We start from the raw sequence: 25798 nt of genomic DNA, 5'->3' as shown, positions 1-25798 counted from the left end.
GTCGGCGGCACCTGGCGCGACAATCGCTACCCGGGCTGCGCCTGCGATGTGCAATCGCACGTCTACTCCTTCTCGTTCGCACCGAACCCGCGCTGGACTCGCATGTTCGCGAGCCAGCCCGAAATTCGCGAGTATCTGGAGGCGTGCACCCAGCGTTTCGGCGTGCAGCTGCACATCCGCTTTGGTCACGAACTGGTAAGCGCCACCTATGACGAAACGCGTCATCGCTGGCACATGCTGTTCGCCAACGGCCAGCGCTGGTCGGCGCGGGTGCTGGTATCGGGCATGGGCGGCCTGTCCCGCGCGGCGGTGCCGGATATTCCGGGGCTCGATACCTTCAAGGGCAAGACCTTCCATTCGCAGCAGTGGGACCACAGTTATCCGCTGGAAGGCAAACGCGTCGCCGTGATCGGCACCGGCGCGAGCGCCATACAGTTCGTGCCGCAGATTGCTCCGCGCGTCGCACAGCTCGACCTGTTCCAGCGCACTCCGCCGTGGATCATGCCGAAGGCCGACCGCGCGGTTAAACCGTTCGAACAGTGGCTGTTCCGGCACCTGCCGTTCACCCAGAAGATGTGGCGCGCGGGTCTCTATTGCATGCTGGAATCGCGTGCGTTTGGCTTTGCGATTCATCCATCGCTGATGAAGACCGCGCAGAAAGTCGCGGTGCGTCATCTGCATCGTCAGGTACCCGATCCGCAACTGCGCGCCACACTCACGCCCGATTACACGATGGGCTGCAAGCGCATCCTCATTTCGAACGACTATTTCCCTGCGGTGTCGCGCCAGAATGTGGCGGTCATCACGAGCGGGATCGCACGCGTCGAGGAAGACGCGGTGGTCACGACCGATGGCATGCGCCATCCCACCGACTGCCTGATCTTCGGCACCGGCTTCCAGGTTGCGGACCCGTTCCCACGCGGCGTGGTGCGCGGCAAGGGCGGCGTCGATATCGTCGATACCTGGCATGGTGGCGCGCATGCCTATCTCGGCACGACACTGCCTGGCTACCCGAACTTCTTCATGGTGGTCGGCCCGAACACGGGGCTCGGCCACAACTCGATGGTGTACATGATCGAGTCGCAGGTCGAGTACATCCTGCGCGCACTGCAGACCATGCAACGCGAACGAGCCGCCGCGATCGAAGTGCGGCCGCAGGTCGAACGCGTCTACAACGAGCAGATCCAGCAGAAGCTGGGCCGCGCCATCTGGTCCACGGGCGGCTGCAAGAGCTGGTACCTCGATCCACGGACCGGCAAGAACACGACGCTGTGGCCCGGATTCGCGTTCCGTTTCCGCCAGGCTACCCGCCGCTTCAGCATGGGTGATTACTTTGCGTATGCGCCTGCTGCCCAGCCAGCCGCGGCGTTCAAGACGCACGCCGCTGAGTCCACGCAGGGCGGCGCTTCAACAGCTTCGTCAGCGTCGACCGCTTCGGCCGCATCGTCGGCAGAGACAACTTGAGACGAAGCGCACGCTGGCGCCATGCCATCAAGCGCTCCCGTCTCACGCACAGACAAAACAACAAGGCACCGCTCAGAGAGGACAGTACGATGAAGAATTTCACAGAACGTGTTGCCGCCATCACCGGCGCAGGCTCAGGTATGGGCCGCTCGCTGGCGATCCAGTTGGCGCGAGAAGGCTGCCACCTGGCGCTCGCCGATCGCAACGCTGCAAGCCTCGCCGAAACAGCAAAGCTCGCTGAGACTGCCGCGCCGCAGATCGTCGGTGCGCCGCTGCGTGTGACGACGCGCGTGCTCGACGTGGCGGATCGCGCGGCGATGTTCGACTGGGCCGCCGAAACCGCCGCCCAGCACGACCGCGTCAATCTCGTCTTCAACAATGCGGGCGTGGCGCTCTCCAGCACGATCGACGGCATGGACTATGCCGATCTCGAATGGATTGTCGGCATCAACTTCTGGGGCGTCGTGCATGGTACGAAGGCGTTCCTGCCGCACCTGAAGGCGTCGGGCGAAGGGCACATCGTCAACACTTCAAGCGTGTTCGGTTTGTTCGCACAACCAGGCATGAGCGGTTACAACGCAACCAAGTTCGCCGTGCGCGGCTTCACCGAAGCGCTGCGCCAGGAGCTCGACCTGATGAAATGCGGCGTGTCGGCCACTTGTGTGCATCCAGGCGGCATCCGCACCAGCATCGCGCAATCGAGCCGGATCGCCTCGAACATGGTCGGCTTCATGATCGAGAGCGAACAGCAAGGCAAGGACGATTTCGAAAAATTCTTCATCACGACAGCCGACGAAGCAGCCCGCACGATTCTCGACGGCGTGCGCAAGAACAAACGGCGCGTGCTGATCGGCCGCGATGCGCGGGCTGCCGACTGGCTTGCCCGCACGCTGCCGGCCGCCTATCAGGCGCTCGTCGTGATGCAGACCCGCCGTCCGCACCGAATCGCGCAAAAGCGCGCTCGCGCTGCAGAAGCAGAAGCTGCCGGACGGCGCGCATGAACATCAAAGATCATAGGGAGAGAAAGGCCATGATGCCGATTCGCCGCGACCTTCGTTTCGTTTTGTCTCCTGAGCGTGCCTGCGACTGGCACCAGGAAGGCTCGCATGTGACACACTTCTTCAATGCGCTTTCGCTGCTGTTTCCAGCGGGCGAGCGCTTCTTCATGGACAGCGTGCGCAACTATCGCGACCGGATCGACGACCCCGTCCTGAAGAAGCAGGTACTCGGCTTTATCGGCCAGGAAGCGATGCATACCCGCGAGCATATCGAGTACAACGATCTGCTCCAAAACGCGAGGCTGCCTGCTCACAAGCTCGACCAGCGTCTCACGTGGTTCCTCAACGTCAATCGCAAGATGCCCAAGTCGTTCCAGCTCGCGATGACCGTCGCGCTGGAGCATTACACGGCGATGCTGGCCGGTCTGCTGCTGGAGGACGACACGCGGGTGGGTGGATCGGTGCAAGGCTATGCGCAGATGTGGACCTGGCATGCGCTCGAAGAGACCGAGCACAAGGCCGTCTCGTTCGACGTGTGGAACACCGTGATCAAACCCGGCCCGGCGCGTTATCTGCTGCGCGCGGGCACCATGCTGACGGTCACGCTCGCGTTCTGGCTGATCGTGTTCGATTATCACGTGCGCCTTTTGATCGCCGACCGCAAGCGCGGCGGCCACCTGCGCGGCATGTGGCGCGTCGTCAAATTCCTGTACGGGCCAAAACACGGCGTGTTTCCGGGCATCGCGCTCGAGTGGCTGCGTTTTTTCAAACCTGACTTCCACCCGTGGGATCACGATAACCGCGCGCAACTGGCGCGAATCGAAGGCCTTGTGGCCGCGGTCGATTCGGCCAACGCCGCCAATCCCGCCGCGTTGAAGGCAAGCCGCCGCGGCGTGCGGGCGGTGACGTGATCCGCGATACGCTCGTCGTCGAGGCCGGCGACGTACGCCTTGCCGTGTACGTCAGCGGACCGCGCGAGGCGCCGCCGTTGGTGCTCGTGCACGGCTATCCGGATTCGGCGGCGGTATGGGAGCCGGTGCGGGCGCAACTGGACGGGCGCTATCGTGTGATTTCCTACGACGTGCGCGGCGCCGGGGCCTCGGAAGCGCCGGCCCGCCGGGCCGCGTATCGGCTGGAACGGTTGGCCTCCGATCTGGCCGCCGTCGTCGACGCTACCTGTGGCGGGCAGGCGTTTCATCTGGTGGGTCACGACTGGGGTTCGATTCAAAGCTGGGAAGCGGTGACGAGTCCCTCGTTCGCAGGCCGCATCGCTTCGTTCACGTCGATTTCGGGGCCGTGTCTTGATCACGCCGCGTTGGGCCTGCGTGGCCGGAGCGGCCGCAGTGGCCATAGCAACCGCAACCGCAACGGCCATGGCGGCCATGGCGTTCCACCCTCGAACAAAACCTCCGCGCAAACTTCCGCGCGCCCGTTCGCCAGCGGCCTGCGGCAAACGCTGAAGTCCTGGTACATCTTCCTGTTTCATTTGCCGCTAGTGCCAGAACTGTTGTGGCGCTGCGGCGGCGCACGCGCATGGCCGCTGTGGTTGCGGCTCACCGAGCGCATCCGCCCTGCGCCGGATCCAGCCCAGCTACGCAATGCGATCAACGGCTTGAATCTGTACCGCGCCAACTTCATCGCCCGGCTGCTTCATCCACGCAACCGCCCGGCTCACGCACCGGTGCAATTCATTGTGCCGCTGCGCGACCGTTATGTGGGACCCGCGCTTTCATTGGGGCTCGAGGAGTGGCTCGGCGACTATACGCGCGACACGATCGACGCCGGCCACTGGGTCGTGTTGCGCGACCCCGTCGGTATCGCCGCCCGCATCGACCGGTTTGCCTCACAGCATCCCTCACTAAGCCGGGTGAACGGCATCAGCGCGTTCGTGGCAAGCGCGTGAAGAGCGTCGGATAGTCGATCACGAGACCGTCTTCGTCCACCTGCATGTCCGCGATGAAGTTGCGAAAGATGCCTTCATAGCGGTATTCGCGGTTCAACGCCAGACATGTGTAGGCCTGCTCGGCCCGCGTAACCTGAAGCTCGGGCGTCGAGATGTAGGCCACTGCAATCGGCTGGCGCTCACCTTCGGCCAGTTGCAAGCGCCGGATGGGCAGCGTGTTGGTGAACGGCGTAGCGGCAATATCGATGTCGATGCAGCCTTCGATCGCACCGAGCGCGTTGCCATCGCCATCGCGCCAATGTCCCTCGCCGTCGCCATGCAACGCCAGTTCGCCGCCACCCATGATCTTGAGGAACGCGTCGATGACACGCCAACGCGGATCGCAGTGCACCCTGTAGTAGAGCCCATAGCCCTTTCCGTAACGCTGCCCCACCACGGCGCTCTCGACGTAAAAACCGTCGTCACGCGCATCGAACGCGAGATGTTCGACCCCGTCGCCTTCCTCCGACGTCCAACGTATGTCGCGCATGGCCTTGCCTCCTTTCGGGAAAATGCTGGCTGCGGATTCACCAGCTTATAACGTCGGAGAGCTGATCTGGGCAAAATACGCCGGTGAACAAGGCATAAAAAAGACGGCGTCTCCGCTTTAAAGGCGGGACGCCGTTAGGACCACACTCGCGTGTCGGGGTCGACCACACGAGAACCCGACGATATCCGCTACCCGGTCACGTCTCAAGATGAAAAAGCTGCCTTTGTAACGACCGGCCAGGTAGCTCTTACGCCTCTCAAGAAAGCGCTTTCTCGCACTCCCGCGCTGGGTAAAGCTCTCATCGTTTTAGCTGGTTCAATCACCAGATTGTCAATTTACAGATTCAAACATTTATTACGGCCTTGTACGACATGGCGGAATTACCCTGGCCATCTGGCGGATTTTCACGAAGAATTCGTTCCGTTATCCTGAACGTTATTGTTGCCGTCCCGCGCGACCCTGCTCTCGCACGCTGTCCTGCCGCCTCATCCCCGCTCGCGAAGCTACCCGGCACCACCTGATCGAAGGCGATGCCGGACCGGTCCAGACCGGGAGGTTTTCTGCTTGCACGGCAGTAACATATTTGTTATATTGGAGTCCAATGGCATTTCTGATCGACTTTTACAACGAGAAGGTCAAAGTCCAGGTCGCTTCGCTGCCCAAGACGCTACTGGCGCGATTTATCGCACTGGCGGATCGCATGGAAACATATGGTCCGAACCTTGGAGAACCGCACACCCAATCCATGGGCGGCGGCCTTTTCGAAATGCGTCTGAAGGGAGCGGAAGGCATTGCCAGAGTGTTCTTTTGCACGATCGTCGAACGCCGCATCGTCATGCTGCATTCGTTCGTGAAGAAGTCGCAAGAGACGCCCCGAAACGAGCTGGAAATAGCTCGCAAAAGACTGCTGGAGATCAAACGTGACAACGTATAAGGAATTACGTACCCGCGCCCTCGCGGACCCCGAAGTCCGCGCCGAATACGAACGGCTAAACCGCGAAGAATTCGCCCTCCTCGACCAGATGCTCGCAGCGCGTCACGCCGCCGGGCTGAGCCAGGCGCAAGTCGCCGAACGCATGGGCACCAAGGCACCCGCTGTAACGCGGCTCGAACGCGCGCTCGCATCGGGACAGCACTCGCCGTCCATCGACACGTTGCGCAAATATGCAGCCGCGTGCGGCAAGAAGCTCGTCATTTCAATCGCGTGATTCGCTATCCAGTACGAGCGCCATCGGCGCTCTGTTGCAGCGCGGTGTATTGACGCAGTTTTTCATTTTCGGGGCTGCATCAGCGCTCACGAAACCCCAGACAAACTTGATACCGATCAACGATTTAGCGCCTCAAAATCGTTAGGTCGCCGTTCTCCGCGCGTCTTTTCGACGCACGTCGCGACGCAGCAAAACACCGCGTATTCCCCTACGCTTGCGCCATCTGCTTACGGCAGTGCGCGTCGACAGCGGTCGATGCGCGTAGGTTGTCCCGGTATCAAGATCATGAATCCCGCATCCACAATCTCCGCATTCGACCTGGCGCGCATCCAGTTCGCGTTCACGGTCTCGTTTCATATCGTTTTCCCCGCACTTAGCATTGGGCTCGCCAGTTTTATCGCCGTGCTCGAATGGCGCTGGCTCAAAACCGGTAAGGCCTACTACAAAGATTTGTGTCTGTTCTGGTCGAAGATCTTTGCAGTGGCTTTCGGCATGGGTGTCGTCTCCGGCGTCGTCATGAGCTACGAGTTCGGCACCAACTGGTCGGGCTTCTCCAGCTTCGCCGGTCCGATCACCGGGCCGCTGCTGATGTACGAGGTGATGACCGCGTTCTTCCTTGAAGCGGGCTTCCTCGGCATCATGCTGTTCGGCTGGCAGCGCGTCAGTCGGCGCGCGCATTTCGGTGCGACGCTGATGGTCGCCATCGGCACGCTGATCTCCACCTTCTGGATTCTCGCCTCCAATAGCTGGATGCAAACGCCGCAAGGTTTCGCTGTCGAAAATGGTCACGTCGTCCCGCTCGACTGGTTCAAGATCATCTTCAACCCATCGTTTCCCTACCGCCTCGCACACATGGCGCTCGCTGCGTTTATCGTCGCCGCTCTTGTCGTGGCGGCTGTTGGCGCGTGGCATCTGCTGAAGGGCCGGCGCGACCCGGCAGTCAAGACAATGTTCTCCATGGCGCTCTGGATGCTGTTGATCCTCACGCCCATCCAGGCTTTTGTCGGCGACCAGCACGGTCTGAACACCCGCAAGTATCAGCCGGCCAAGATCGCGGCGATCGAAGGCCTGTGGAACACCGAGAAAGGCGGCACGGCGCTCAACCTGTTCGGCATCCCCGACATGAAGGCGGAGACCACCCGCTATGCGGTATCGGTTCCGCATCTGGGCAGCCTGATTCTCACGCATAGCTGGGACGGCGAGATCCGCGGCCTGAAGGAATTCCCGCCACAAGACCGGCCGGATTCGACCGTCGTGTTCTGGAGCTTCCGCGTGATGGCGGGACTCGGCGTGCTGATGATCGTGATGTCGATCACCGCATGGGTGCTGCGCCGGCGCGGCAGGCTCTATGACGCGAGGTGGTTCCAGAAGCTCGCCGTGACGATGGGCCCCGCCGGGTTCATCACATTGCTGGCCGGCTGGGTCACGACCGAAGCAGGCCGTCAGCCGTGGGTGGTATACGGCGTGCTGCGCACTTCGCAGGCGGTGTCTCCGCTTACCACGCAGCAAGTGGGGATCTCGCTGATGGCGTTCGTGATCGTCTACTTCCTCGTGTTCGGCACCGGCATCTACTACATGCTCAAGCTGATGCGCTCTGGTCCCGCGTTGCCCGGGCAGACGCCGCACGGCACGCCCGACGTCTCACTAGGCGCGCTCCCCGGTCGCCCCGCGCGTCTCCCAATGCCGGCCGCCGAGCAACTGGCCGACGTGGCCTGAACCACACCGTAACGAGGTTAGAAAATGGATGTCACCGTAGTGTGGGCCGCGATCATCGCACTGGGCCTGTTCATGTATGTGGTACTCGACGGCTTCGATCTGGGCATCGGCATCGTGTTTCCGTTCTTTCCCGATGAGAAAGAACGCAATCTGATGATGAACACTGTCGCGCCCGTCTGGGACGGCAACGAGACGTGGCTGGTACTCGGCGGTGCTGGTCTGTTTGCGGTGTTTCCGGTGGTCTATTCGACTGTGTTGTCGGCGCTGTATCTGCCGCTGATTTTCATGCTCGCCTGCCTGATCTTTCGTGGCGTGTCGTTCGAACTGCGCGCCAAGGCAAACCGCACGAAGCATCTGTGGGATCTGGCGTTTATCGGCGGCTCGTCCGGTGCCGCCTTCTTTCAGGGCATCGTACTGGGCGCGTTCCTGCAAGGCATTCCGGTCGTGGACGGCAGCTATGCGGGCTCGGCGTTCGGCTGGCTCACACCGTTCAGCCTGTTGACCGGTCTCGGCCTCGTCGTCACCTATGCGCTGCTCGGCTGCTGCTGGCTGGTCGCCAAAACAGAAGGCGATCTGCAACGGCGCCTGCATCGTGTCGTGTGGCCGCTGACGATCGTCCTGCTCGGCTTCATCGCGATGGTCAGTCTCTGGACTCCGCTGCAGGACCCCAACATCGCCCAGCGCTGGTTCGCTTCGGGTCTGTTCTATCGCTTGCTGCCGGTGCCGTTCCTCGTTGCCATCTGCGCGTTCTTCATGCGGCGCGCCGTGCGCGACAGGCATCACAAGACGCCCTTCGTGCTGGCGCTCGCGCTCGTGCTGATCGGCTATCTCGGCTTGCTGGTGAGCTTGTGGCCGTACGCCATTCCATCAAGCATGACGCTGTGGGAAGCCGCCGCGCCGCGTTCGAGCCAGATGTTCACGCTGGTAGGTGCAGCGGTGATCATTCCGGTCATCATCAGCTATACGACGATGGGTTACTGGGTATTTCGCGGCAAGGTGCGCCATGACGACCAACATCACTATCACTAAGTCCGGGCAGCCGGCCGCCGCGCCCACGCGGCGCGTGCTGCCCGGCTGGGTCTGGTTTATCGCGCTGTGGTGCGTGGGCGTGGGTGGCGCAATGTCGCTCGGCTTCGCATTCAGGATCCTGATGAACCTGACGTTGTTCGCCGTCCATTGACCGGCGGCCGAGGCGCGGTTGCTTCGCTGGCCAGCGCGACCCATATGAAGTCACGCGAGGCCAAACGAAGCAACACAGCGCCAATTGTTAAACCTCGCATACTGTGCTTCAAAATCACGCCGCTTCACGCGTCTATGTTGCAGGCCGCAGTCAAGACAGTCGTCCGGTGCATGGAAACCAAGCGGCGTGCAAAACGCACGACCGTGCCGCAGAGCCGGCAGCGCAGGAGACCTATCCATCGCCGACACTGTCTGCAGCCCGCCGGGGATCAACATCATAAAAATGAATGTGCCACGCATGCGCTCGCGCAGGTGGCCTGACGGGACGGATGGCGTATCTCGGGGGAGGCGCCATCCGCGTCCTGCATCGGCGGAATAATGGTGGTAAATACGAGCGCGCAGTGCCGACACGCGGAGACACCATGAAGTTTCTTGTGGCCGATGACCATGAACTGATACGCCAGGGTGTCAAAGGAATGCTGCGCGGACTCGACCCTGACGCCCAGTTTGACGAGGCCGACAGCTGGGAAACCCTGGCCGCCGCCGCGCGGCCCGACGCCGATCACGATCTCGCAATTGTCGATCTGCATATGCCCGGCATGAGCGGCGCGGCGTCCCTCGAAATCCTGCTCAAAGAGCACCCGGCGCTGCCGGTGGTTGTGCTATCCGCCGAAGAATCGCCGGACGAAATGCGGGCGGTCCTCGCGGCCGGCGCGCTTGGCTTCGTCCCGAAACGCCAGCCGGCCAGCGTCATGCTGAAGGCCATCGAGCTGGTGCTGTCGGGCGGCGCATACGTGCCGATGGAAGCGTTGAGCCTGCTCGGCGCACGCGAAGCGGCGCAAGCTGCGCCGGGCGGCGCGGGGAACTCACCGGCCGCGCCATCCGTGACCGAGCCCATTGTTCATGTGGAAGCCCTGCAGCCGCATCAGCAGCATCTGCTCGAAAACCTCGCGCCGCGCCAACAGGACATCATGCGTCTCGTGCACCGCGGCTGGACCAACAAGATGATCGCCCGCGAGCTGGGTGTCGCCGAAGGAACGGTCAAGGTGCATCTGTCGGTGATCTTCCGGGCGCTCGGCGTTCACAACCGGTCTACCGCGATAGCCGTAATCAACGGCTGGCTGGAAGCGGGCCGGACGCTGTAGCAAGGTTGCCGGTTGCGCCATCCCGATCCGCCTGCTGCCACAAGATTTCCAACGTGCGGCGCAGGCGTGCCGGCGTGACCGGCTTATGCAGCACAGGAATGCCTTGCCTGGCGAGCGTCGCCAGTTCGCCCGACGCCATGTCGCCGGTAATCAGCAGCAGCACCGCGCCTTCGTGGCCGCCGCGCCGCAGCGCCTCGCGCACCGCAGTGAGCGCCTGCGCCCCCGTGCGATGGTTCGCCAGCTGGAAGTCGCACAACACCGCGTCTGGCACAAAGCCCTCGCTCAACACCTGCAACGCCAGCATTTCGTCGCGCACACCCCGCACGATGCAGCCCCAACGCCCGAGCAGCCTCGTCAGGCCTTCGAGAATCGACGGGTCGTCATCGATGCAGAGCACGTGCCGCCCCTGCGCCGACGGGCCACTCGCTACCGTATCGCTCAGGCTCGCCACAATCGCGCCGGGGTCGCCGGTCCGAACGGGGAAGCGGAACACCGAGCCGCGGCCCGGGGCCGAACGCAGTCGCAACTCGCCGCCCAGCAGCTCGACCAGACGCCTCACCGTCGGCAAACCGAGTCCATGCCCTTGGCGCGCGTCGCGCTGCGGATTAGCGACCTGATAGAACTCCTCAAAGATGCGTCCCTGCTCGACCGCTGGAATGCCGATACCTGAATCGCGCACCTCGATGTAGCCGCCGTCGCGCCGCCCGGCGCGCCGCAAGCCCACCCAGATCGCACCTTCCTCGGTATAGCGCACCGCGTTCGACAACAGGTTGCTCAGCACCCGTTCGAGCAGCACTGGGTCGTCGTGCACCACCATTGTGGTGGGCGCGATGCGCAGCGCAAGTCCCTTCGCCGCCGCCTGCGGCCGGTACTGGCTGCCGACCCGCTCGAACAGCTCGTCGAGCCGGAAATGCAGGCGGATCACCTGGGTGACGCCGCTCTCGAGCCGCGCCAGATCGAGGACCTGGTTGAACAACTGGTTGAGAGCCTCGACGTTATGGACGATGTGAGCGGCGGTTTTACCGTGCTGCGCCTGTGTCACGGCAACGTCATTCAGCGATGCTGCCAGCAGCCCGATCGCATGCAGCGGCTGGCGCAGATCGTGGCTCGCCGCGGCGAAGAAGCGTGTCTTCGCGAGACTCGCCTCTTCTGCGACATGCTTCTGCTCGGCGAGCGACTCCGCCAGTTGCTGCTGATCGACGCGCGCCTGCACGACGCGCTGGAACAGCTTGCGATAGCTGATCGCATAGACGTTGATGGCGCAAAAGAAGAACGCGAGGACGATCGCGAGAATGGTGCGGTCGAAGTTGTGGCTGCCGAACAGCAGCACGATGGCCGGCAGCAGCACGAAGATGATGCCCGTCGAAAAGTTGAGCAGGTCGAAGCCATTGGACATGAACACGCCCGCCGCCAGCGTCACCAGCATGACGGTGTGCAGCACCGGCAGATCCGCTTGCCGGCTATGAAACGCGAACCAGATCGCCAGCCCCGGCGCGCTGTACAGCAACACACCCCGCAACGCGTGCAGCCTGATCCAGTTGCGCGCCGTCATGGCGGTGGGCCAGCGGCGCCTGCAGAGCCACAGCCCCAAGGCGGCAAAGTTCGCCACCGCGTAGAAGCCAAAGCACGCGGCGAACAGGTGCGGATACGGCATGTCGACCCAGTAGATCGACACGAGCACCGCTATGGCGAACCAGTGAGTGAAGAACGCTATCGGATTCTGGGCGTACAGCACACGCGCCAGATCCTCGTCGATCGCTCGCTGGACAGGATCGGCCCGCATCGTGCGGTCTCCCATGCAAGGTTGTTGCTGTCGGGTCCGGCTATTTCGATAGCGCAGTGCCGCGGGCGAGAGGCGGGCTTCACGCCGCTCTGGATGCCCGAATGGTGCATGGCATCAGGCGGCGCTGGCGCCAGCGGCCGTTCGGGGCCGTCGGCGCCGTTGGTTTACCCGGCAGTTTACCTGTCAGCTATCACTTAATCCATATAGGCGAAGCCGCGCGCAAAAACCATACTGGGGTCAACTTTCCAGCGCGGCACCGGGCCGGTTCACACAGCCCTCGCCGCCCCGCCCCGGGGCCTACCGCGCGCTTGACCCATCCTTCGACGGAGGTTTCCATGGGCGCTGTACCGAGCCGCGAGTTCGTCCGCAATCTGGACAATGCGATCCTGCCTGATCTGTGGCGCCGTCGCACCCAACTGTCCGGTGACGAAATGGTTTCGATGGTCGATCTGGTGAAACGGGCGCTGCGGACCTACCATCCGCTCGAACTGCAGGCGCTCGGCGAGGACAAGGAAGAACTGGTCGCGCAGTTCATCTTCGCCCGGGTTTTGCGCCTCACCCCGGGTCATTCGGACACGAACGCCTGCGCCGAAAGCGCGCCGTCCAACGGCTACGCGCTGTGTGCATACTTCCGCCGCTATCTGATCGACTGCCTGCGCAGCGCCAGCCATCAGCGCAACGTCTCGATGGAAAACGAGGGCATGGCGCAGGAAATCGATCTGCACGCTCACGCGCTCGAAGACCCCGTCGAAAGCGTGCTGCTGCAATACGGCCTCGACGAAGCACGTGTGCGCTTCGCCGCGCGGGCCTTCATCGAGGGCCTCGACGAACCCGAGCGGATCGTCCTGGCAGGCAGCCTCGGCTGGTGCTCGGAATGCAAAGGCGGACTCTCGGCCGTGGCAGCGCAGCATCGTGTTCCCTCATATCACTATCGCGCCATCAAACTCGGCGTCACAATGAAAAAGACGGGCGACGCCGCTGATTTTTCCAATACCAAGATCGGTCGCTGGCTGATCGACGTGTTGGGCATCGAGATCGACGTCGAAAACCGCGCGGCGATCCTGATCGCGCTGAACCTGCTCGCCGCCGAATCGAGCGACAGCGAAATGAATGAAGTAGCCGCCTAATTGCGCAAGATTGCCGTTGCGCGGCGTCACTGCCCGACATCGAGGTGTTCACGATGGATCGCTTGTCCAGCGCCATTCAGGCAATGCAGCCTCATTACGACATTGTGGTGGTGGGATCGGGCTACGGCGGAGCCATCGCGGCCAGCCGGCTGGCGCGGGCGGGCCGCAATGTGTGCCTGCTCGAACGCGGCCGCGAATTCATGGCAGGCGAGTTTCCCTCGACGCAACTCGAGGGTGCAAGCAAGGTGCAATACAACACTGAGTTTGCGCAGATCGGCTCGCCGCTGGCCTTGCTCGAAGTGCATGTCAATGCCGAGGTCAACGCGGTGGTCGGCTGCGGACTGGGCGGCACCTCGCTGATCAATGCGAACGTGGCGCTCAGGCCCGATCCCCGTTTGTGGCAGGACCCACGCTGGCCGGCAGCGGTGCGCGCCGACGAGGCCGGCCTCGCCGCCGGCTACGCACGCGCCGAAGCGATGTTGCAGCCCTCGCCGGTACCCGCAGACTTCCCTTCTCTGCCGAAGCTCAATGCGCTCGCCCGCTCGGCGCAGGCACTCGGCATGCAGGATCGCTTCTCGCGACCGCCCATCACGGTCACCTTCAAGGACGGCCCAAACGCCGCCGGGGTCGGACAGAAACGCTGTATCGGCTGTGGCGACTGCAATTCAGGCTGCAACCATGAGTCGAAGAATTCGACGCACATGAACTATCTGCCGGACGCGGTCGCGCATGGCGCGCAGATTTTTACAGGCGTAGCCGTGCATTCAGTGGTGCGCGACGAGGCCACCCAGCAGTGGCGCGTGCGCTATCAACCGGTGGACCTAGGCCGCGAAATCTACGACGCGCCGGATCTGGCTGTCAGCGCGGATATCGTCATCCTGTCGGCGGGCACGCTCGGTTCGACTGCCATCCTGTTGCGCTCGCGCGATGCCGGACTACCTGTGTCCACGCAACTCGGCGAGCACTTCACCGGCAATGGCGATGTGCTCGCCTTCGCCTACAACACCGATGAGCCGATCAACGGCATCGGCTGGGGCGCGCACAAGGCCGGTGAAATTCCACCGGTCGGGCCGACGATCTGCGGCCTGATCGATCACCGCGACACGCCGGATGTCCGCGACGGCTTCGTGATCGAGGAAGGCTCGCTGGCCGGCCCGGTCGGAGTGGCAATGATAGGCGTGATGGGCATTGCCGCGCCCACCGAAGGCGTGAAGATGCTCGAACCGCGGTCGCCGGCACATTCCTCGTTGGATGCCGACGCACGCATCGCCGAAAGTCTGTTGCGCGGGCCATACCACGGCGCCATGAACCATACGCAGACATACCTCGTAATGGCACACGACGACGAAAGCGGACAGATCACGGTCGAACATGGACGACCTCGCATCCGCTGGCCCAACGCCGGCCAGCAGGCGATTTACGCCACCATCGAGAAGACGCTCGAAGCGGCGACGAGCGCGCTGGGCGGCGACTATGTGCGCGACCCGATCTCGGCGAATCTGCTTGGCGACCGACTGGTGACGGTGCACCCGCTAGGCGGTTGCGGAATGGCGGATGACGTCGAAAACGGCGTCGTCGATCAGGCCGGCCGTGTGTTCTCAGGCACGACAGGGGCCGCGGTTCATGAGGGCCTGTATGTAATGGACGGTGCGGTCGTGCCAATCTCGCTTGGCGTGAATCCACTGCTGACGATCTCGGCACTGGCCGAACGCAACTGCGCGCAACTGGCCGCGGCGCATGGCTGGCAGATCGACTACACATCACGCGGCGACGTCGCACCACCGCCGCCGCAGAAGATCGGCCTGCGCTTCACCGAAACCATGATCGGCACTTACGAGCCAGATGCAGTGCAGCCAGGCGTATCTCAGGACAGCATTCCGATCAGCTTTACGCTCACGGTCGAATCCGACGATCTGGCCGACATGCTCGACAACCCGCAGCATGCTGCGCGCACAGTCGGCACGCTGACGTGCCCGGCGTTGTCAGCCCAACCGATGACCATCGCCGACGGCCGTTTCAACCTGTTCGTCGTCGATCAGATCCAGGTCGACCGACGCGACATGAACTACCGGATGACGCTCGAAACGGTGGAAGGCCCACGCTACTATCTGTCCGGACAGAAGATCATCACGCGTTCGTCGCTACTCGAACTGTGGCCGCAGACCAATACGCTGTACGCGCAGATCCGCGCTTCCGACACCGCCGACGCACCTGTGATCGGCAAAGCAACCCTGGTCATCACGCCCGAGAATTTCCTCAGGCAGATGCGTACCATCGAAGTCACGCACACGCCCGACCTCGCGACGCGGCTCGAATGGACACTGAAATTCGGCAAGTTCTTCGGCGGGGTGCTGTTCACTGAATATGGCGGTGTCGCGGCGCCGTTGCAGTTTCTGCACTCGGACACTTCCGCACCGCGTCTGAAGCGAACGCTGCGCGCGCCGGCGCCAGAACTGAAGTGGTTCAACACATCCGGAGCAGACAGCAAGACGCTAAAACTGACGCGCTATCACGCAGGCAACAAAGGACCTGTGCTGCTCGTGCACGGCTCGGGCACGTCGAGCCGGATCTTCGCGACGGACCTGGTCGATACCAACCTTGTCGAGTTTTTATGCGCGGCCGGTTACGACGTATGGCTTGTCGACCTGCGGGTGAGCATCGAATTGCCGAGCGCGCTCGAACCCGCCACGGCGGACGCGATCGCACGCGAAGACATCCCGGCCGCTGTCGCGCAGGTCAGGCAGATCACGGACGCGGAGCAGATCCAGGTGGTCGCGCATTGTTTCGGCGCAATGGCCGTCACCATGTCTTTGCTTTCGGGGCTAAAGGGCGTGCGCTCGGCCCTGCTGTCCCAGGTATCCGCCCATCCGGTTCCAGGTGCATTGCAGCGGATCAAGGCCGGTCTGCACGTGCCGGAAATACTCGGGCACCTGGGCGTCAAGGATCTGACGGTGTACACGCGGGCTCATGACTGGCCGCACAATCTGCTCGACGAAGCGCTGCGCCTCTATCCGGTCGGACACGACGAAGGCTGCGGCAGCGCGCTCTGCCATCGCGCAACGTTTTTGTATGGTCTCCTCTATGAACATGCGCAACTCGGCGAGCAGCTTCACGCAAATCTGCAAGAGCTTTTCGGCGTGCATGACGTCGAGCTTTTCAGTCAACTGGCAACGATGGTGCGTGCGGGACACGTGGTGGATGCCCACGGCAAGGACGTTTATCTGCCCAACATCGAGGGCATGCATCTGCCGATCGGCTTCATTCACGGTGCAGAAAACCGGTGCTATCTGCCGGTAAGCACTGAAACCACCTTCAATCTGCTAGTGGAGCGCTTCGGTGCCGAGCATTACGAACGGCATGTGATTCCGGGGTATGGGCACCTCGACTGCATCTTCGGCAAGAACGCGGCGGTGGATGTGTATCCGCTGATACTGCAGTATCTGGATGCATATTGAAGCGCTATGTACGCCCGGCATCCGAATGGCTCGATCACCCTGCAGACCGCGCCTGCAAATTCATTTATGATCCGGATCACTCCAATAAACTCTAACAGCTACGCCAAACGCCATGGAAGAATTGACCTTCGGTAACTGCGTCAAGAATAGCTGGATCAGCACCTGGCAGGCCATCGTCCGGATGCCTGGATTCTTCCTCTGCATATTTGCAGTCCTCACCTGTACGACCCTGCTCTCCAGTCCCTTTCAGCATCTTGCCCAAGGCGCAGGGCTCGATTTCGCAGCGAGGGCCGGCCACCCTCTCGTCAAGCTGGTTTGCTCGGTGCTGCAGCTCGTCATCTACGGGTGCGTGATCATCAAGGTCAACCGGTTCCTGCTACTCGGCGAAGGCACCCAGCCCCTCTTGCCCCTCAACGGCGAACCGCTCGGTCGCTACATGCTCTTCTCGCTGGGTCTGGCGGTGGTCTTGATTGTGGTGACGGTTTTGCTTGTCATGCTCCTGATCCCGGTCATGCGCCATATGGGCGCGGGCGGCTTCATCCTGTTCGCGTTACTCATTTCGCTAGCGTATCTGTATGCAGTCTGCCGTCTATGCCTGATCTACCCGGCTGTCTCTCTTGGTAGTCCGCTCACGCTGCGCGCAGCGTGGAAAGACAGCCGCGGTCATTTCTGGAGCATTCTTGGCGTCGGATTCGTCACCCATCTGCCGCTGACGCTCATATGGACGATCACATTTTCTGTGCTCGGCCCGAGGCTGCTGATGTCCGGGGGGCAAGGCTCTATTGCATTCGCGGTAGGATTCGGGTTCATCAACACCGTTTTCATAGGACTTGCCGCCTCGGTCCTCTCATGGCTTTACCGGCGTTACGCCAACGAGCTGCTGGACTACTCAGCTTACTGAAATGCGGGCGGCATGGTGTCCATGCCCGCCCCGCCGCCGTCAAAACAGCTTGCCCGGATTCAGAATCCCGTGCGGATCGAGCGCCTGCTTGATCGCGGCCATAGCGGCCAACTCCTCGGGCGAGCGTGAGATCGGCAAGAACTCGCGCTTCAACAAACCGATGCCATGCTCCGCTGACACCGAGCCGTGCAACGGCCCCAGCATCTCATAGACGAACGCGTACACCGCGTGATGATCAACGCCCGGGATCGAACGGCCATCCACGGTCAGGTGCAGATTCGAATCACCGATGTGCCCGAAAAAATACGATTCATTGTCGGGCCACTGACGATCGAGCGCCGCGCGGCAACGCTCGACAAACCTGCCGATCTCACTGATCGGCAGGCTGACGTCGAAGTTGATCGGATCGAGCCGCACCGGGAATTCGGCTGTGCATTCGCGCACCGCCCATAACGCCCGCGCATCGGCTACCGATTGCGCGATCACTGCATCGCGGATGACATGTGTGTCGAGCGCTTCGGCCAGCGCGGCAGCGAAGCGCTCGCCGTCGTCCTGCGCGTCGAAGCTGGCGTGCTCGATCAATGCATACAGCGGATGCGCTTCGGCGAATGGAGAGCGCGCGCCAGTCAATGCGACACCGAAGTCGTAGAAGTCCGGCCACATGATTTCGAACGCGCCGATATCGTTGCCAAAGCGCGTCGCCAACCGCCGCAACAGACTTACCGCCGCATCGTAATTATCCAGCGCAACCAGCGCGCTATGCCGCGCCGCGCGTTGCGGATGCAGCCGCAATACCGCCCGCGTAATGACGCCAAGCGTGCCTTCCGAACCGATAAACCAGTGCTTGAGGTCATAACCGGTATTGTTCTTGACCATCTTGCCAAGCGCGCTCAACACCGCGCCGTTGGCCAGCACCACTTCGAGGCCAAGCACCTGATCGCGTGCGGTGCCGGACTGGATTACGCGATTGCCACCCGCGTTGGTGGCCAGATTGCCACCAATCTGGCACGAGCCACGTGCGCCGAGATCGAGCGCCAGTTCGAAACCGGCCTGCGCGGCGGCTTCCTGTGCGGTCTGCAGTGTGGTGCCCGCCACCACGGTCATGGTCGCTGAGGCCGGATCGATCTCCTCGACGCCTGTCATACGCTCGAGCGATAGTGCGATATCGGTGACGCGTGGGATGGCTCCGCCCGCGAGTCCCGTCATACCGCCCTGCGGCACCACCGGTTGATGTGCGGCGTGGCAGATCGCTAGTGCCTTCGACACCTGCTCTGTCGTGCGTGGCAAGAGCAACGCCGCCGCGCGGGTTGGCTCATGACGCGTCCAGTCGGTCATCGAGCGTTCGCCGATCTGCTCACCAACGCGCACCGCATCGGCACCCAGCGCGTCGCGCAGGGCAGTCAGCGTACTGGAAAACTCTGCGGGAGTACTTAGGGTCATGCCGTCGTCCCCTGCGCCGCCAGTTTCTTTCGATAACCCATGGAGTCGTTGATACGCCCCAGAATGTAGTCCCCTGCCGCGACCGGCTGATACTTGAGGTCGGCCTCGCTGGTGCCGAGTTCACGTGGATCGACTTGCGCACCGTAAGTCGGATCGTAGAAGGTCGCGATCGAATAACGCTCGCGACCCGACGCGTTGATCACGCGGTGCAGCGTCGAACGGAACCGGTCGTTGGTCCAGCGCGCCAGCAGATCGCCGACATTGACAACGAAGCTGCCCGGTACCGGCGGCGCGTCCACCCACGTGTCGTTGGCGATTTCGCGCACCTGCAGGCCGCCCACCTGATCCTGCCACAGCAGCGTGATGCAGCCGTAGTCGGTATGCGGCGCTACGCCGAACTGGTCGGCATCCGATTGCGGCGGCTGCGGCGGGTAGTAAACCATCTGCGTACGCTGCATCCGCTTGGTATAGCGCGGTGCGAAAAACTGTTCGTCGACGCCGAGACCCACCGCTACCGCGCGCAACAGGTCCGCGCCGCACGCTGCCACCGCTTCGTAGTAACCATACAGCGCCGGGCGCAACGCCGGCATAAAGTCCGGCCAGTTGTTCGGCCCGCGCAATGCCTGACCGGCGAGCACATCGGGATCATCCTCCGGCAACTCCAGTCCGACGCTGAAAAATTCCTTGTAGTCGGGCCGTTTTGCCTGGTACATGGTGGCGTCGCCGAGTGCATTGAAGCCGCGATGCCGCTGATTCACCGCCACGCGCCGCTTGGTCTCAACCGGGTACGCAAAGAAGCTGCGAGCTGCGTGCTCCGCGGCATCGATAACCGCCTGCGGCACACCGTGATTGATGATGTAGAAAAACCCGATCGTGGTGCACGCGTCATGAATCTCCCGGCCCACGCGCTGCAGGGCCACGGGATCGCCGGCGCGCACGCCGGCAAAATCGATGAGCGGAATGCGGGTGACAGGTGGCATCGCAACGCTCCTGGTGAGCAAGATGGATCTGACTGAGGAATGCGTGCACGGCCATTACTTCGAACACCTTGCAAAGCGCGCCGTGCGATACGCGTATTCCCAGTTGTATATACCGCCAAAAGCACCTTCGCAAGCGACGTTTCCGCTCTGAGCCGCCAACGCCAAGCTTGCCTTGCAGCGCACAACGCGATTATTTATTTCGCGCAAAAGGTGCGGTATATACTGCGTCGCATACTGATCAATAGCGCGCGCCTGCTCCATTCCGTCCCGCGCGACACCGCTTTGCCAACCGGAGAATCGTATGAGCATCCTTGCAGGCTGGAAGTGTCGTTTAGTGATGTTGGCATTGTGTACAGCAAGCGTCGCCGCTCACGCGGATCAGCTTGCCAAGGTCAAGCAGGCAGGCGAGCTTGTAGTCGGCACCGAGATGCAGTTTGCGCCGTTCGACTTTCTCGAGAACGGCCAGCAAGCCGGCTTCAATAAAGACCTCTTCGCCGAAATCGGCAAGGAACTGGGCGTAAAGGTCCGCTTCATCGACCTGCCCTGGCCAAGCGTGTTGCCGGGCCTCGAAGCCGGCAAGTTCGACATGGTAGGCGGACCGCTGACGGTGACGAAAGCGCGTATGGATCGCTATACGTACACATTGCCCATCGCCGACGCCACCGACGCGCTGCTCAAGCGCGCCAACGACACGTCGCTGAAGCAATCGTCGGACATCGCCGGCAAGACCGTGGGCGCCGGCAAGGGCTCGGCTCAGCTAGACCAGTTGAAGGCCTATATCGCGACGCTGCCCAAGCCGCCTGAAGTCCGCGAATACGTCGATAACAATCAGGCGTACGCCGACCTCGCCGCCGGCCGGATCGCCGCCGTGGCGAACTCGATGACAAACATCGCCTATGTGGCCAAACAGCGGCCCGAGGCCTTTGCGGTGGTGCAGCCGCCGTTCGGCGCCAAGGTGTACTTCGCTTACTGCATGCGCAAAGACCCGGACAGCAAGTCGCTCGACGACGCCTTCAACGCCGCGCTGATCAAGATGCACGACGATGGCCGCCTAGCGGCGTTGCAGAAGAAGTGGTTCGGCGTCGCGATGGATGCGCCGACCACCCTGCCCACGCCGAACTACTGATGAACTGAAGATGAACTGAACGAACCGCTGCGGCCCACGTTACGCTGCAGCGGTTCGCCGGCTCTTCCAGCGGGTGCATGCCATGTTCAGCATGACTGTCTTTCTGCAGGGTCTGCCGCTGCTGCTGCACGCGGCCATTGCCACGGTCGGCATTTCGCTGACGGGGCTCGTGATCGGTTTCTTTGTCGCGATCGGCGTGTGCTCGGCCCGGCTCTCGGCGCATCGCGCGGCGCGCATGTTTGGGGGTGGGTACGTATTTTTCTTTCGCGGCGTGCCGATGCTCGTGCAACTGCTGCTCGTCTACTACCTGCTTCCGTTCGTCGGCATCAACGTGTCGCCGCTCGCCGCTGCGATCAGCGCCGTGTCGTTGTGCTCGGCCTCGTATATCGCCGAGATTCTGCGCGGTGGTTTTCTGAGCATCCCACCTGGGCACATCGAGGCAGCACGCATGCTCGGCATGTCGCCGTTCGACATGCTGCGCCGGATCCAGGTGCCGCAGGCGTTTCGCCTCACGCTGCCATCGCTCGTCAACGAAATGGTGCTGCTGATCAAGGCGTCGTCGCTGATCTCGGTGGTCGGCGTGGCCGAAATCACACGCACCGCGCAGAACATCGCTGCCAGCACCTATCGCCCGCTTGAGGCGTATGTTGCCGCCGGGCTGATCTATTTCGTCATCTGCGGCACGCTCGCGCTGGTTGCACACGGTGCCGAGCACCGTTTGCAGCACGCCTGAGCGACAACGCCGCGACAGAACCGAAAGCCACTCCGAGCCCCCTGCGATGCAGCAATTCGATCCCACCGTCATCACCCACAACCTGCAGCCGATTGCAGCGGGTCTCGCGACGACCGTCGGCACGTGGGTCGCGGGTGTCGTCATCGGCATGCTGATCGGCTTTCTGATCGCGGTGCTGCAACTGTTCTGCGGACGCTGGGTGCGCGGGCTGCTGCGCTTCTATATCGAACTCTTTCGCGGCACGCCGTTTCTCGTGCAGCTATTTCTGCTGTACTACGGCGGCCCTTCGTTCGGCCTCACGCTCGAACCGATGACCGCCGGCGTGCTCGGCCTAGGCCTGTACGGCAGTGCGTATTTCGCCGAGGCGTTCCGTTCCGGCTTCCAGTCGGTGCCACGCGGCCACCTGGAAGCGGCCTCGTGTCTCGGGCTGTCGCGCTGGCAAGCAGTGCTGCGCATCCAGGTGCCGCAGATGCTCGTGCTGATCGTCCCTGCGCTCACCAATCTGATCATCGTGCTCAGCAAGGAGACCGCCGTGCTGTCGATCGTCACAGTGCCTGAACTCACTTTTGTCCTGACCGGCATCGGTTCGGCTACCTTCGCATTTGTCGAAACGCTGCTGGCCCTGTGCGTCTGTTACCTCGCACTGGTCGAGATCACCTCGCGTGCCGGCATGTGGGCCGAAGCCCGTGTTGCGCGTTTCATGGCATGAATCCACACTGGACCGATCGATGAACGCCCTCGCCGACATGCCGACCTCCGACCCCACCACCACCGTTGCAGGACACGCGAGCAACGCATCGCTGATCGACGTGCGCGACCTACGCAAACGCTTCGGCGAAGTCGAGGTCCTGCGCGGCATCGACCTGCAGATTGCCCGATCCGAAGTGGTGTGCATCATCGGACCGTCGGGCTCAGGCAAGAGCACCCTGTTGCGCTGCCTCGCCGCGCTCGAGACCTACGATCAGGGCGACGTGCGCATCGAGGGAGAACTGCTCGGCTATACCGAGCGGAACGGCAAACGCGTGCGGGCCTCGCAGGGCGAGATCAACCGCGTGCGGCGCAATGTCGGCATGGTGTTCCAGCAGTTCAACCTGTGGCCGCATATGACAGCGCTCGGCAACGTGATGGAGGCGCTGCTGCGGGTGCAGCATCTTTCACGCGACGATGCGCGCCGCCGCGCTAATGCCATGCTGGAGACGGTGGGGCTGGCGCACAAGGCAGATGCGTATCCGGCGAAACTGTCGGGTGGCCAGCAGCAGCGAGTGGCGATTGCGCGAGCGCTCGCCATGGAGCCGCATATCATGCTGTTCGATGAACCCACCTCGGCGCTCGACCCTGAACTGGTCGGCGAGGTGCTGCAAGTAATGAAGCAACTGGCGCGCGACGGCATGACGATGGCGGTCGTCACGCATGAAATGGGCTTTGCCGCCCAGGTGGCCGACAAGGTCGTGTTTATCGATCAGGGCCGCATTGCAGTGGAAGGCAAACCGCGCGAAGTATTTCACGATGCGGGCCAGCCGCGCCTGCGCCAGTTCCTGCAGAATTACTTCGACCGCAACGCCTTCTGGACTCAGGACGCCGGCGAGGCGGGCCCAGCATGACCGCGCGCGCCGCCCGCGGCACTGGCCGTATGCCGGCAACGCGCGTTTCTGCAAGCGCTGCCGCTGCGACCGCAAGCGCCGTGGCTGGCGCGGCAGGCATCGCGCTCGACATGCCCGACCATCCGACCGCGCGCTACGAACAGGTCAAAAGCCATATCCGCCGCACCATCGAATCGGGTGCACGGCAACCCGGCGACCGCATCCCATCTGAACTCGACCTTGTCGCCGAGCTTGGCGTCTCGCGCATGACCGTCAACCGCGCGTTGCGCGAGCTCGCCGACGAAGGGCTCGTCACGCGGGTGTCGGGCGTGGGCACCTTCGTCGCCGAGGCCAAGCCGCAATCCACCCTGCTGATGATCGCCCACATCGGCGACGAGATCCGCTCGCGCGGTCATGAGTACACCTACGAAACGTTGCTCAAGCAACGCGAAACCGCGCCTGTGGTGGTGTCCAATGCATTGGGACTGGCGCCGGGTGCCTCGGTGTTTCATGTGATCTGCGTGCATCGCGAAAACGGCCTGCCGGTGCAACTCGAAGACCGCTACGTCAATCCGGCCACCGCGCCGGAGTTTTTGCAGCAGGACTTCGCGGCGATCCGTCCATCCGAGTATCTCTACAACATCGTGCCGGCGCACGACGTCGAACATGTCGTGGATGCTGGTCTCTCTACACCCGCAGAAGCCGCGCTGCTGGAGATACGCGTCGAAGAGCCGTGTCTGACGCTGGTGCGCCGGACGTGGACGAGCGGCGTGGCGGTGACGTTCGCCCGCTTCGTGCATCCGGGCTCGCGCTACCGGCTGGGCTGCCGGTTCACGCCGGATATCTCGCAGCGCCAGGGGTAAACAGGGCGGGCTGAACGGGCCGCCGGTCCTGGATCAAACTCAGACGTTGCCCGCCAGATGGAAGCGCGACGCCGGATGCCACAACCGCACCGACGTCGCCACCGCATCGCCCACCCAGGTGCGGCGCCACAACAGCAGACACGGCTCGCCGATCTCCATCAACAAATGCCGGCGCACGTGGGCGTCGGGCTTTTGCGCGTAGATGCGAAACTCGGCCCGCTGAATCGGCGCGAGCCGCACCATGTAGTGATTCGGCGTTTCGGTCGTGAAGTCCTGTTGCAGATACTCGGGGAATACCTTGGGATTGACGTAGCGGTCTTCGTACTGGATCGGCTCGCCCTCTTCGCAGTGCACGATGCGCGAATGAAAGGCCGGTCCAGCAGACAAACCGAGTGCATCGAGCGACTCAGGATCGTCGCTCGGTTCGAGCGTCAGCACACGTGCCATATGCCGATGGCCGCGCGCAGCGATCTCGTCCGCGATGTTGCGAATCTCGAGTACCGTCGATTCATAGCGTTGCGGCGCAACGAAAGTGCCGGACCCTTGCACGCGGGTCAACACCCGCTCAGTGGTCAGCTCGCGTAGCGCGCGCGACACGGTCATGCGCGCCACGCCGAACTCCTTGACCAGTTCGGTCTCCGATGGAATCAGTCCACCCGGTTTCCAGTCGCCTTCGGCAATCCGTTTCACCACGTAGCGCTTGATCTGCAGGTAGGCCGGCGTCGCTTTTGCAGGTTCTTGTGCGGCTTTTTTTGCTGGCGCTTCGGCAACCTGGCGAGGACTGCCCTCGGTCGTTTCGAATGGCGCGTTGTCTATGTTCATATTCACGTCGACCTCGTGGGTGGCACGCAATACGTAAATGTGCCGATGCGCCCGGCGGGTAGGCCGGCCGCACCGGCTCGTGGGTCCATTGACCGTTTCACGCCGCCGATTGCAGATCGCAAGCTGCGATCGCAACCGTTGTGGGTGCTGCAGGGTTCGCGCCGGCAGCCGATGGATAGCCGGTGTCTGCTCCGGCGCCAACGGTTGCAGGCCGCATCTTACCCGGGTCCGGCAGCGGCGGCGGCGCTGTGTCAGCAATGATACGGAACGCAACCGTCATGTCCTCGGCGAGCGGCCGGTCGTCGCGATAGGTCGGCACGGCACTGCGCACGCGTCGCCACAACGAATCGGTGTACGGCGCTCGCGGGGCATCGAGCGTTTGCAGATCGTAAGCCTGGGCCGCCGCCAGCAGTTCGATGGCGACGATACGGCCAGCATTGTCGGCGATCTCCAGCGTCTTGAGCGCCGCCGGCGTCGCGTGACACAAATGGTCTTCCTGCAGACCGGATGTGATCCCACCATCGAGGCTCGCAGGCATGGCGAGGCGCCGGTTCTGCGCCACCAGCGACGCCGCGGTGTACTGCGCAATCATGAAGCCGGAACAGGTGCCGCCCGGCTCGGCGAGAAACGCCGGCAAGCCGCTCACCAGCGGATTGACGAGGCGGTCGAGCCGCCGCTCGGCCATCGCCGCCACCTGCGCGATAGCCGTAGCGAGGCTATCCATCGCCAGCGCAATCGAAGCGCCCACCGCATGGGCCTGCGAATAGACGCGCGGCGCCTCGGGGGTACCAGTGACGATCGGATTGTCGGTAATCGACGCGAGTTCGCGATTGACGACTTCTGCCG

General features: G+C 62.8%; 24 protein-coding genes. 18 read left to right on the top strand and 6 right to left on the bottom strand.

Annotated elements, in window-relative coordinates:
- The 4 genes from M0954_RS05025 to M0954_RS05010 form a co-directional block, all read left to right on the top strand.
- On the top strand, window positions 1–1464 hold a 1464-nt coding region (locus M0954_RS05025; RefSeq protein WP_297351952.1), incomplete at its 5' end, for an NAD(P)/FAD-dependent oxidoreductase.
- Window positions 1465–1553: 89 nt separating this feature from the next.
- Window positions 1554–2465 carry an SDR family oxidoreductase gene (locus M0954_RS05020; protein ID WP_297351950.1) on the top strand — a complete coding sequence of 304 codons (912 nt, stop codon included), beginning with the start codon at window positions 1554–1556 and terminating at the stop codon, window positions 2463–2465.
- Between the two features lie 29 nt (window positions 2466–2494).
- Window positions 2495–3373 carry a metal-dependent hydrolase gene (locus M0954_RS05015; RefSeq protein ID WP_297351956.1) on the top strand — a complete coding sequence of 293 codons (879 nt, stop codon included), beginning with the start codon at window positions 2495–2497 and terminating at the stop codon, window positions 3371–3373.
- Entirely contained in the window at window positions 3370–4365 is a 996-nt protein-coding gene (locus M0954_RS05010) for an alpha/beta fold hydrolase (protein ID WP_297351948.1), read from the top strand. Before M0954_RS05015 ends, M0954_RS05010 begins: the two co-directional genes overlap by 4 nt.
- Here M0954_RS05010 and M0954_RS05005 read toward each other — a convergent pair.
- Window positions 4340–4894 carry a putative glycolipid-binding domain-containing protein gene (locus M0954_RS05005; protein WP_123388453.1) on the bottom strand — a complete coding sequence of 185 codons (555 nt, stop codon included), beginning with the start codon at window positions 4892–4894 and terminating at the stop codon, window positions 4340–4342. The genes M0954_RS05010 and M0954_RS05005 overlap by 26 nt on opposite strands.
- A gap of 601 nt (window positions 4895–5495) precedes the next feature.
- On the opposite strand from M0954_RS05005, the gene M0954_RS05000 reads away from it, so the two are divergent.
- The 6 genes from M0954_RS05000 (at window position 5496) to M0954_RS04975 (ending at window position 10142) form a co-directional block, all read left to right on the top strand.
- Window positions 5496–5828: a type II toxin-antitoxin system RelE/ParE family toxin gene (locus tag M0954_RS05000; protein WP_122156181.1), complete on the top strand. Its 333-nt coding sequence runs from the start codon at window positions 5496–5498 to the stop codon at window positions 5826–5828.
- Entirely contained in the window at window positions 5815–6102 is a 288-nt protein-coding gene (locus tag M0954_RS04995) for a helix-turn-helix transcriptional regulator (RefSeq protein ID WP_122156182.1), read from the top strand. Before M0954_RS05000 ends, M0954_RS04995 begins: the two co-directional genes overlap by 14 nt.
- A 285-nt stretch (window positions 6103–6387) precedes the next feature.
- Window positions 6388–7818, top strand: coding sequence for a cytochrome ubiquinol oxidase subunit I (locus tag M0954_RS04990; RefSeq protein WP_297351947.1), 1431 nt, complete (start codon window positions 6388–6390; stop codon window positions 7816–7818).
- Window positions 7819–7842: 24 nt separating this feature from the next.
- On the top strand, window positions 7843–8847 hold the full coding sequence (cydB, locus tag M0954_RS04985) for a cytochrome d ubiquinol oxidase subunit II (protein ID WP_297351946.1): 1005 nt from the start codon (window positions 7843–7845) through the stop codon (window positions 8845–8847).
- The gene (locus M0954_RS04980; protein WP_166660928.1) at window positions 8822–8998 is read left to right on the top strand and encodes a hypothetical protein; all 177 of its coding nucleotides are present in this window, start codon (window positions 8822–8824) and stop codon (window positions 8996–8998) included. Before cydB ends, M0954_RS04980 begins: the two co-directional genes overlap by 26 nt.
- Window positions 8999–9419: 421 nt before the next feature.
- Window positions 9420–10142, top strand: a complete 723-nt coding sequence (locus M0954_RS04975) for a response regulator transcription factor (protein ID WP_122156184.1) — start codon at window positions 9420–9422, stop codon at window positions 10140–10142.
- Here the strand turns inward: M0954_RS04975 and M0954_RS04970 are convergent.
- A complete protein-coding gene (locus M0954_RS04970) occupies window positions 10108–11925 on the bottom strand; it encodes a hybrid sensor histidine kinase/response regulator (RefSeq protein WP_123388479.1) in 1818 nt (605 codons plus the stop codon). The genes M0954_RS04975 and M0954_RS04970 overlap by 35 nt on opposite strands.
- Window positions 11926–12260: 335 nt before the next feature.
- Between M0954_RS04970 and M0954_RS04965 the strand changes: the two genes are divergently transcribed.
- The 3 genes from M0954_RS04965 to M0954_RS04955 all read left to right on the top strand — a co-directional run bounded on the left by M0954_RS04965 (window position 12261) and on the right by M0954_RS04955 (window position 17408).
- Window positions 12261–13052, top strand: a complete 792-nt coding sequence (locus M0954_RS04965; protein ID WP_122156185.1) for a hypothetical protein — start codon at window positions 12261–12263, stop codon at window positions 13050–13052.
- A gap of 53 nt (window positions 13053–13105) precedes the next feature.
- On the top strand, window positions 13106–16507 hold the full coding sequence (locus tag M0954_RS04960) for an alpha/beta fold hydrolase (RefSeq protein WP_297351945.1): 3402 nt from the start codon (window positions 13106–13108) through the stop codon (window positions 16505–16507).
- A gap of 112 nt (window positions 16508–16619) precedes the next feature.
- On the top strand, window positions 16620–17408 hold the full coding sequence (locus M0954_RS04955; RefSeq protein WP_297351943.1) for a hypothetical protein: 789 nt from the start codon (window positions 16620–16622) through the stop codon (window positions 17406–17408).
- Window positions 17409–17447: 39 nt separating this feature from the next.
- On the opposite strand, the gene M0954_RS04950 is transcribed toward M0954_RS04955, so the two are convergent.
- Window positions 17448–18848 carry an FAD-binding oxidoreductase gene (locus M0954_RS04950; RefSeq protein WP_122156188.1) on the bottom strand — a complete coding sequence of 467 codons (1401 nt, stop codon included), beginning with the start codon at window positions 18846–18848 and terminating at the stop codon, window positions 17448–17450.
- Complete coding sequence (locus M0954_RS04945) at window positions 18845–19828, bottom strand: 2-oxoglutarate and iron-dependent oxygenase domain-containing protein (protein WP_297351941.1); 984 nt, start codon at window positions 19826–19828, stop codon at window positions 18845–18847. The genes M0954_RS04950 and M0954_RS04945 overlap by 4 nt, the downstream gene beginning before the upstream one ends.
- A gap of 301 nt (window positions 19829–20129) precedes the next feature.
- Here M0954_RS04945 and M0954_RS04940 point away from each other — a divergent pair, with 301 nt between their 5' ends.
- From M0954_RS04940 to hutC (M0954_RS04920), 5 genes are all read left to right on the top strand, one after another.
- Complete coding sequence (locus tag M0954_RS04940; RefSeq protein ID WP_122156190.1) at window positions 20130–20954, top strand: transporter substrate-binding domain-containing protein; 825 nt, start codon at window positions 20130–20132, stop codon at window positions 20952–20954.
- Window positions 20955–21036: 82 nt separating this feature from the next.
- Window positions 21037–21687, top strand: coding sequence for an amino acid ABC transporter permease (locus M0954_RS04935; protein WP_297351939.1), 651 nt, complete (start codon window positions 21037–21039; stop codon window positions 21685–21687).
- A 46-nt stretch (window positions 21688–21733) separates the two neighbouring features.
- Window positions 21734–22396 (top strand): amino acid ABC transporter permease, encoded by a 663-nt coding sequence (locus M0954_RS04930; RefSeq protein WP_122156192.1) that lies wholly within the window; start codon window positions 21734–21736, stop codon window positions 22394–22396.
- Between the two features lie 19 nt (window positions 22397–22415).
- On the top strand, window positions 22416–23288 hold the full coding sequence (locus tag M0954_RS04925; RefSeq protein WP_133894636.1) for an amino acid ABC transporter ATP-binding protein: 873 nt from the start codon (window positions 22416–22418) through the stop codon (window positions 23286–23288).
- Between the two features lie 110 nt (window positions 23289–23398).
- Window positions 23399–24130 carry a histidine utilization repressor gene (hutC, locus tag M0954_RS04920; protein WP_297351954.1) on the top strand — a complete coding sequence of 244 codons (732 nt, stop codon included), beginning with the start codon at window positions 23399–23401 and terminating at the stop codon, window positions 24128–24130.
- Between the two features lie 39 nt (window positions 24131–24169).
- Here the strand turns inward: hutC (M0954_RS04920) and hutC (M0954_RS04915) are convergent, their stop codons facing one another.
- Together hutC (M0954_RS04915) and M0954_RS04910 are read right to left on the bottom strand one after the other, a co-directional pair.
- Window positions 24170–24958 carry a histidine utilization repressor gene (hutC, locus tag M0954_RS04915; protein ID WP_297351937.1) on the bottom strand — a complete coding sequence of 263 codons (789 nt, stop codon included), beginning with the start codon at window positions 24956–24958 and terminating at the stop codon, window positions 24170–24172.
- A gap of 91 nt (window positions 24959–25049) precedes the next feature.
- Window positions 25050–25798: aromatic amino acid lyase (locus M0954_RS04910; protein ID WP_297351935.1), on the bottom strand; the 749-nt coding region annotated here is incomplete at its 5' end.

The sequence above is a fragment of the Paraburkholderia sp. genome, assembly GCF_026225065.1.
Lineage (GTDB): Bacteria > Pseudomonadota > Gammaproteobacteria > Burkholderiales > Burkholderiaceae > Paraburkholderia.
The sequence above is the reverse complement of the archived record's forward strand: the minus strand, read 5'-3'. Positions and strand labels throughout refer to the sequence as shown.